The 7,652-nt window shown below is 54.0% G+C and carries 7 protein-coding genes; 3 read left to right on the forward strand and 4 right to left on the reverse strand.

Annotated features, from left to right (window positions below; translation table 11 throughout):
- From ABYK60_RS17875 to dapA, 3 genes are all read right to left on the reverse strand, one after another.
- Nucleotides 1–587, reverse strand: a 587-nt coding sequence (locus tag ABYK60_RS17875) for an aldehyde dehydrogenase family protein (RefSeq protein WP_372873358.1), incomplete at its 3' end; no start/stop codon positions are given.
- Between the two features lie 43 nt (nt 588–630).
- Nucleotides 631–1,632, reverse strand: coding sequence for a 4-hydroxyproline epimerase (locus ABYK60_RS17880; RefSeq protein ID WP_372873359.1), 1,002 nt, complete (start codon nt 1,630–1,632; stop codon nt 631–633).
- A gap of 105 nt (nt 1,633–1,737) precedes the next feature.
- Nucleotides 1,738–2,652, reverse strand: coding sequence for a 4-hydroxy-tetrahydrodipicolinate synthase (dapA, locus tag ABYK60_RS17885; RefSeq protein ID WP_240592341.1), 915 nt, complete (start codon nt 2,650–2,652; stop codon nt 1,738–1,740).
- A gap of 202 nt (nt 2,653–2,854) precedes the next feature.
- On the opposite strand from dapA, the gene ABYK60_RS17890 reads away from it, so the two are divergent.
- Both ABYK60_RS17890 and ABYK60_RS17895 read left to right on the forward strand, forming a co-directional pair.
- The gene (locus tag ABYK60_RS17890) at nt 2,855–3,895 is read left to right on the forward strand and encodes a proline racemase family protein (protein WP_372873360.1); all 1,041 of its coding nucleotides are present in this window, start codon (nt 2,855–2,857) and stop codon (nt 3,893–3,895) included.
- 8 nt (nt 3,896–3,903) lie between these two features.
- The gene (locus ABYK60_RS17895) at nt 3,904–5,193 is read left to right on the forward strand and encodes an NAD(P)/FAD-dependent oxidoreductase (protein WP_372873361.1); all 1,290 of its coding nucleotides are present in this window, start codon (nt 3,904–3,906) and stop codon (nt 5,191–5,193) included.
- Nucleotides 5,194–5,265: 72 nt separating this feature from the next.
- Here the strand turns inward: ABYK60_RS17895 and ABYK60_RS17900 are convergent, their stop codons facing one another.
- Nucleotides 5,266–6,612, reverse strand: a complete 1,347-nt coding sequence (locus tag ABYK60_RS17900; protein ID WP_372873362.1) for an aminopeptidase P N-terminal domain-containing protein — start codon at nt 6,610–6,612, stop codon at nt 5,266–5,268.
- A gap of 164 nt (nt 6,613–6,776) precedes the next feature.
- On the opposite strand from ABYK60_RS17900, the gene gmhB reads away from it, so the two are divergent.
- A complete protein-coding gene (gmhB, locus tag ABYK60_RS17905; protein ID WP_372873363.1) occupies nt 6,777–7,334 on the forward strand; it encodes a D-glycero-beta-D-manno-heptose 1,7-bisphosphate 7-phosphatase in 558 nt (185 codons plus the stop codon).
- Nucleotides 7,335–7,652 lie beyond the last annotated feature (318 nt).

Raw genomic sequence — 7,652 nt, forward strand, 5'->3', positions numbered from 1 at the left:
ACCCGCTCGCTGGTGCCCGGATGAGCCGGATGGCCTTTGACGATAACGGCGCAACCAGCAGCGAGGGCCGAGGCGGTATCACCGCCGGCGGTGGAAAACGCCAGCGGGAAGTTGGACGCACCAAATACGGCGACCACACCAAGGGGCAAGTGTCCAAGCTTGAGTTCCGGCTTGGGCAGAGGCGCGCGGGTGGGGTTGGCTTCATCCATCAAAAGCGCATCATAGGGCTCAGTAAGCACGGCGGCGAACAGTCTGAGCTGACCTGTGGTGCGGCCAAGCTCGCCGCGAATGCGTGCTTCCGGCAAGCCGGATTCGAGCATGGCCATGGGCACGATAAGCTCAGCATCCTGCTCAAGTTCGTTGGCAATAGCATTAAGCAGCGCTGCACGCTCGGCATCAGATGTTTGCTGATAGGCCCAAAAAGCCTGCTCGGCTACGAGCGCTGCAGCATTTACGTCACTGGCATCTGCCTGGGCAAAACGCTCGGGCAGCTGCTCATTGGTTTGCGGGTTGAAGCGGGCAAAGCCCGCTTCCTTTCCCTGCCATTGATGGCCAAAAAAGTTAAGGCCACAAAGGTCAGTCGTCATAAGAGGTCCTTTTTAAATAAGCCCAGGAGATGCGCGCCGAGGGTTACACCACCTGGAAGCCAAAGGCGTAGGGGTCGGCATCATCCACTGTGATGGCATTCTGGCCGAACACCCGGGCCCAGCCCTGAATACTGGGACGAATCGCATCATAGTCGCCCACCTTGGTGGCGGACTCGATACGGCCGATAAACTGGCTGCCGATGATGCTCTCGTGGGTGTAGCTGTCGCCCACCTTGAGTTTGCCGCGGGCGTACAGCTGCGCCAATCGGGCGCTGGTACCTGTGCCGCAGGGCGAGCGGTCGATGGCTTTATCGCCATAAAACACCGCATTGGCGCCGTCTGAGCCTTCACTGATGGTGTCGCCGGTCCACAGCACGTGGCTAACGCCCTGCACCGTAGGGTCGTTGGGGTGAATACAGGTCAGGGTTTCGTAGGCCACCTGACGCACAATCGGACTCCAACGCAGAATATCCGCCGCACTCCAGTGACGCAGCCCGGGGAAGTTCGCCTGTGGGTCGACAATCACGTAGTAGTTGCCGCCGTAGGACACATCCACCTTGAGGGTGCCAAGACCCGGAATATCGAGAATCGCGTCTTTGTGGGCCAGATAAGCCGGCACATTGTAAATACGAACCCAGTCGACCTTGGCGCCGGTTTGCTGATAGTCAATTTCGATTTGGCCAGCCGGTACGTCAAGCACCAGTTTGCCGGGTGTTTTGGGTTTCAGCAGCCCGGTTTCGATGGCGGCGGTGATGGTGCCTATGGTGCCATGGCCGCACATTGGCAAACAGCCGCTGGTCTCGATAAACAGAATCGAGGCGTCGGCATTATCAGAGCAGGGGGGGTACAGAAATGAGCCTGACATCATGTCATGGCCGCGTGGCTCGAACATCAATGCTTTGCGGATCCAGTCGTGATTGGCGAGGAAATCCTGACGCTTTTCACTCATGGTGCGGCCCGCAAGGTTAGGGTGGCCACTGGTGACCAGCCGCACTGGGTTACCGCAGGTGTGTGCATCGACGCAGAAAAATGTTCCTTTCATCATGGCCGTTGAGCTCCGGTTATCTAGTTATTATGGCTCGTTGAACCAATCCACATGGCGAAGGGCTGCTTGAGTTTGCCATCAACCATGTGGACAGGCATCTTGGGATCAATCCAGATTGTACTTGGTCAGATCCAGGCGCTTGGCCATGGCTTCACCTACCACCTTCTCGACGTAGGCGCGCTCATCACCAATCAGAGTCATACGTGGCATGCGCACATTTTCACTGCCACGGCCGGCAATTTGCTCGGCAAACTTGATGCACTGAACCAGCGTAGGGATGGTATCGAGGCGCAGCAGCGGCATAAACCAGCGATAGATTTCACGGGCTTCCTCGATACGACCGGCGCGGGCGAGCTTATAGAGGGTGACTGACTCGCGGGGAAACACGTTGGTGAGGCCGGAAATCCAACCGGTGGCGCCGAGCAGCAGAGATTCCAGCGCGATATCGTCTACACCACAGAACAGGGTAAAGCGGTCGCCAAAACGGGTTTGCAGTTCGGTCAGGCGGCGGGTATCTGTGGTGGATTCTTTGATGGCCACGATATTGGGCTCGTCGGCCAGAATGGCAGTCATTTCAAGGTCGATATCTACGCCGTAGCTTACCGGGTTGTTGTAAATCATGATTGGCAGCCTGGTTGCACGGGCCACCATCTGATAATGGGTAATGACTTCACGCTTGGTGCCACGATACACCACGGCTGGCAGCAGCATTACACCGTCTACGCCAATGGCTTCCACATCCTGTACATATTGCATGGCAAGCTGGGCTGTGTTTTCGGTACAACCGGCAATCACAGGGATACGGCCTTTCACCACACCCACGGTGTGCTTGAGGAATGCGCGCTTTTCATCGGCACTCAAAGAGGCGTTTTCACCAATGGTACCCAGAGCGATGATACCGTCGATGCCATCCTCAATCAGCTGCTCCAGCATGCGGGTATTGGATTCAAAGTTGATGCTGCCATCTTCATTGAATTGGGTGGAAATTGCTGGATATACACCTTGCCAGTTAACTTTCATGTTCAAACCTCAAATTAGTCTTGTCTTCTTAATTTTTCCCCTTGCCCGGTGGCGAAAGGAGAGGATGCGCTCGGCATTGCGATAAGTTATAGTATATTGTATACAATAAATCAATCCAGAAAAATGCTGATCACAGATTATTTGAATCCTGGCCATGCGTCACTATATATTGCATACATTATTACAAGAGGATGTGGATACGATGGAACCCCTGCAACTGAGCACCGCACAATTGGCGGGCTATCGACAAATCACCAGCCTTGACGCCCACACCGAAGGGGAACCACTCAGAATTATTACCTCAGGGTATCCACCTCTGCCGGGCAACAGCATTCTTGAAAAACGTCAATATTTGCAGGCTCATCTCGATGATTATCGAAAACTGTTGATGTTCGAACCCCGCGGTCATGCCGACATGTATGGTGCGCTGATCACTGAGCCTGTGACACCCGGCGCCGACTTTGGCGTGCTGTTTCTGCACAACGAGGGCTATTCCAGCATGTGTGGCCATGCAGTGTTGGCGTTGGCAACGGTTTACTGCGAAACCGGCGCCATTCCCATGCCGGGAGGCGTGGCAGAAATTGGGATAGACGCGCCCGTGGGCTTTATCCGCGCCCGCGCCGAACGGGACGCAGAGGGTAAAATCCGCGCCAGCTTTATCAATGTGCCTTCCTTCGCTGAGGCGCTGGATTTATCTGTGGAGGTGCCGGGTATTGGAGCCGTCAGCTTCGATATCGGCTTTGGCGGTGCCTATTACGCCTATGTAGATGCCGATGCGTTGGGGCTGGACTGTTCGGCAGACAACGTCAGCCAACTGATAGACTGGGGCAGGCGAATAAAGCAGGCGGTGATGGCCAGCTTTGCTATTGAGCATCCGCTGGAAGCCGATTTAAGCTTTCTCTACGGGACTATTTTTACGTCCACCAAGGTTTCTGTGCCGGGGGCTCATTCACGCCACGTGTGCATTTTTGCCGATGGCGAGGTCGACCGCTCGCCCACAGGTACCGGTGTCGCGGGCCGGATAGCGCTGCTGCATGCCAAGGGTGATGTATCGCTCAATCAGCCGCTGGTGATTGAAAGCATAGTGGGCGGACAAATGACGGTTGAAGCCATCGACAGCTGTGATTTTTATGGCAAAAGCGCCGTCATCCCGCGGGTGTCGGGTCGTGCGTTTATTACCGGTGAACATAGATTCCTGCTCCATCCGGACGATATTTTTCAAACCGGCTTCTTGCTGCGCTGAGGTGACATATGAATATAGAAAAATCTCAGCATATCCAGGCAGGTACCGCAGCCGATGAGGCGCAGCATGTCATTGTCGTCGGTGCCGGAATTGTCGGGCTTGCCAGTGCGGTAGCGCTCGCCCGCCGGGGCCTTAAGGTTACCGTACTTGATAAGGAGGGCGTGGCAGCTGGCGCGTCTTATGGCAATGCCGGACATTTTGCCACTGAACAGGTGTTTCCCCTGGCCGATCCTGCTCTGCTGCCCAAATTGCCTGGGATGCTGCTGGACCCACTGGGGCCTTTTCGTATTCGGCCTGCTTATTTTCATAAAGCACTGCCTTGGTTTATGCGATTTGTGGCCAATATGAGTCGCAAAAACCGTGAGCGTAACGGCGCTGCCATCAAGGCGCTGAATCTTGGGGCAATGGCTGCCACAAGGGAGCTGCTGGCGTTTTGTGGCAGGCCGGAGCTATTGGTTGAAAATGGCTCGCTGCTGGTATTTGAAACTCGGGATAAGCAGGTAATTGACGCTGAGTTTCGCCATTACCGTGATGCAGGCGTGGCGGTAAAGCTACTGACTGGCGATGAGGCCCGCGCACTGGAGCCAAGCTTAACCGAAGCCGTTACCGCGGCGCTCTGGTTTACCGAGGTGGGCCACACCCCAAGCCCTAAAGCCATTTGTGATGCGCTGGCAGACACACTCCTTGGGCTGGGGGGCAGTATTGAGCTTGGCTGTGTTAAGCAGTTGCAGGGCGGCGAAGCTCCGTCTGCTGTGTTGGATGACGGCAGAAAGCTTACGGCAGATAAGCTGCTTCTTTGTGCAGGCGCCTGGTCACGGCCTTTGGCACTGAGTGCGGGTCATAAGGTCCCCCTCGATACCGAGCGTGGTTATCATTTGATGATGCCCCAGCAAAGTGGCCTCAAGCGGCCGGTGGCATCGTTCGACAGAAAATTCATCATTACCCCTATGGACGGTGGCACACGTTTGGCGGGAACGGTGGAATTCGGCGGCCTTGAAGCGCCCATGTCCAATGCCCGCGCTGACTGTCTGTTGCCCCATGGCAAAGCCTTGTTGCCAGCCGTGTTCGCCGCTGCCGCAGTAGAGAATGGTGAGCGCTGGATGGGATTCAGACCCTCAATGCCAGACAGCTTGCCAGTTTTGGGGGAAAGCCAAAGTTCCGGGGTTTATCTTTGCTTTGGTCATCAACATTTGGGATTGACTTGGGCGGCCACCACCGCCGAGCTAATGGGGCAATTAATGGCTGGGGAAACCCCTGCCATTGAGATGAGCCCATACAGTGTGAAGCGCTTTGATTAAGGCAGCTAGAAAGCTGGAAAGTTAAAAGCTAAAGGCGACCAACTGGTCGCCTTTTTAATGTCTGTCAGCAGTTCAGCCTGCCTTAATGCGACCAGCCATAAAGGCTTCAATCTCATCGCAGCTGCGGGGGCAGGCCGCCGAGAGGTTCTCACAGCCGTCTTCTGTTACCAGAATATCGTCTTCAATGCGCACGCCCATGCCGCGATATTCCGGCGGAACATCCATCGCATCGGCCGGAATATAGATGCCGGGCTCTATGGTAAACACCATGCAGGGCTCAAGCTCGCGCCAATTACCGCTGTCATCCTGATAAGGCCCCACATCGTGCACATCCATCCCAAGCCAGTGGCCGGTTTTGTGCACCGTAAAGCGCTTGTAGCTTTCGCTTGTCATTACCTCATCCAGCGAGCCTTGAAGCAGGCCTAGTTCAATCAGGCCCTTGGCCATCATTTCCATGCAGGTTTCATTGAGAACGTTCCAGCGGGTGCCCGGGCGTACCCTGGCGATAGCAGCATCGAGTGCGGCCAATACCAGATTGTGAATGCGCCGCTGCGCTGGGGTGAAGTGGCCTGTGGCGGGAAAGGTGCGGGTTATATCGGCGCTGTAATTGCCGAACTCGGCACCGGCATCAACCAGTATCAGGTCGCCTTCATTTACGGTGCAGCAGTTTTCTTCATAATGCAGACAACAGGCGTTGTTGCCCGCCGCGACAATATTGGGGTAGCCCACATCCACGCAGCCGTGTTTGGCTATTTCGAGCATAAAGGTGGCGGCGAGTACGCCTTCATTCATGCTCGGCGCTGCGGCCAGCATCAGTGCCTTATGGCCAGCAATGGAGGCATTGACGGCATGGCGAATAAGGCCAATTTCGGCCTGAGATTTAATCACCCGCATCGGGTGCAGCACTGAAGCCAGCGCCGAGAGCTGCCGGTAAGCCTTGGGTACATCAAAGGGCGTTTGCAAACGCTCGCGATTAATAAGCTGCCAGATGTTGGGCAAGCGATTTAACTCATCACTGACATAAATCCGGTTTTTGCCTTTGAGTAGTTCAAGTAGTTTGGGCTCGAATTCATCAATAATAAAAGCACTATCTGCGCCATAGACAGTGACAGCACCTTCGGGGCCAGAGCGTTTACCAAAACTCACTTCGGCGTCTTTATCCCTTGGCCTGCAAAACAGAACGAGGGTGTCTTCACCACCTTCACGGTATAGCAGTGCAAAGGCATCCGGTTCGGTGAAGCCTGTGAGGTACAAAAAGTCATTGTCCTGGCGAAAGTGGTATTTAATGTTTTTGCTGCGTACCTTTTGGCTATAGGCTGCCATCACTACCAAGCTGTCTTTCGGCAGTGCATCAAGCAGTGCTCGGCGGCGAGTACGCAGTTCGGTGGCATCAACGGCATCACGCAATTGGTTTGTCATCACATCCTCGTGAACATTTGCCGTGATAAATCGGCATGGTTTGGATGAGTGCATGTTAGTTGTATGCAATATGCAAAACAAGTGAAAAACTTATCTTCGTCTTCCACGTTGGCGGTGCAATTCAGATAAAGGAGTGAAATAATAGCGCCACTTGCAAATCCGGAGTGACTGAAGTGAACCGAGCAGTATTTCTCGACAGAGACGGCGTCATTAACAAAGACCATGGTTATGTGCACAAGGTGGACGACTTTGAATATATTGAAGGTGTATTCGAGGCCTGTCTTGCTTTGAAAAACATGGGATATAAGTTGGTTGTGGTAACCAATCAGTCAGGTATTGCCCGCGGCATGTATTCCGAAGATGAGTTCCACACGCTTACTGAGTGGATGGACTGGAACTTCGCCGATAAGGGTGTGGATTTCGATGGTATCTATTACTGCCCGCACCATCCTGAGAAAGGCATTGGCGAGTATAAGCAGGATTGTGAATGCCGAAAGCCGAAGCCTGGTATGTTGGTCTCTGCTGCCAGGTTCCTCAAAATCGACCTGTCCAAATCCGTGATGGTGGGTGATAAAGCCGATGATATGCGCGCTGCTGAAGCCGCAGGTATCCCAACCAAAATTTTGGTGAGAAGTGGTAAGCAAGTTGACACCAAAGGTGAAGCTCTGGCAACTGTGGTGCTCGACAGCATTGCTGATGTGCCCACGTTTCTTAAGGGTTAACCGAGCCAGGCAACATAAATCGCCAATTGGCCAGCAGACAGCACCATAAAGTGGCAAAAAACACATTGGCGGCTAAAATCTATCCACTCGGTGCATTGATTCGATAAAAGGGCTTGCGCTCACGGTTCAAGTCCCTATAATGCGCCTCCGTTGACCGGCGGTAATGCCGCAGCGGTCCGTTCTTTAAAAATTTATCAAGTAATCTGTGTGGATACTCGCAGGTTGATGAAGTCGACAAAACGATTTTATCAATGAAGGAGTTTTCATGCAGAGCATGACAGCAGAAATTCATTGAGACCAAAACTTTAATTGAAGAGT

Source organism: Shewanella sp., from assembly GCF_041630135.1.
Taxonomy (GTDB): Bacteria; Pseudomonadota; Gammaproteobacteria; order Enterobacterales; family Shewanellaceae; genus Shewanella.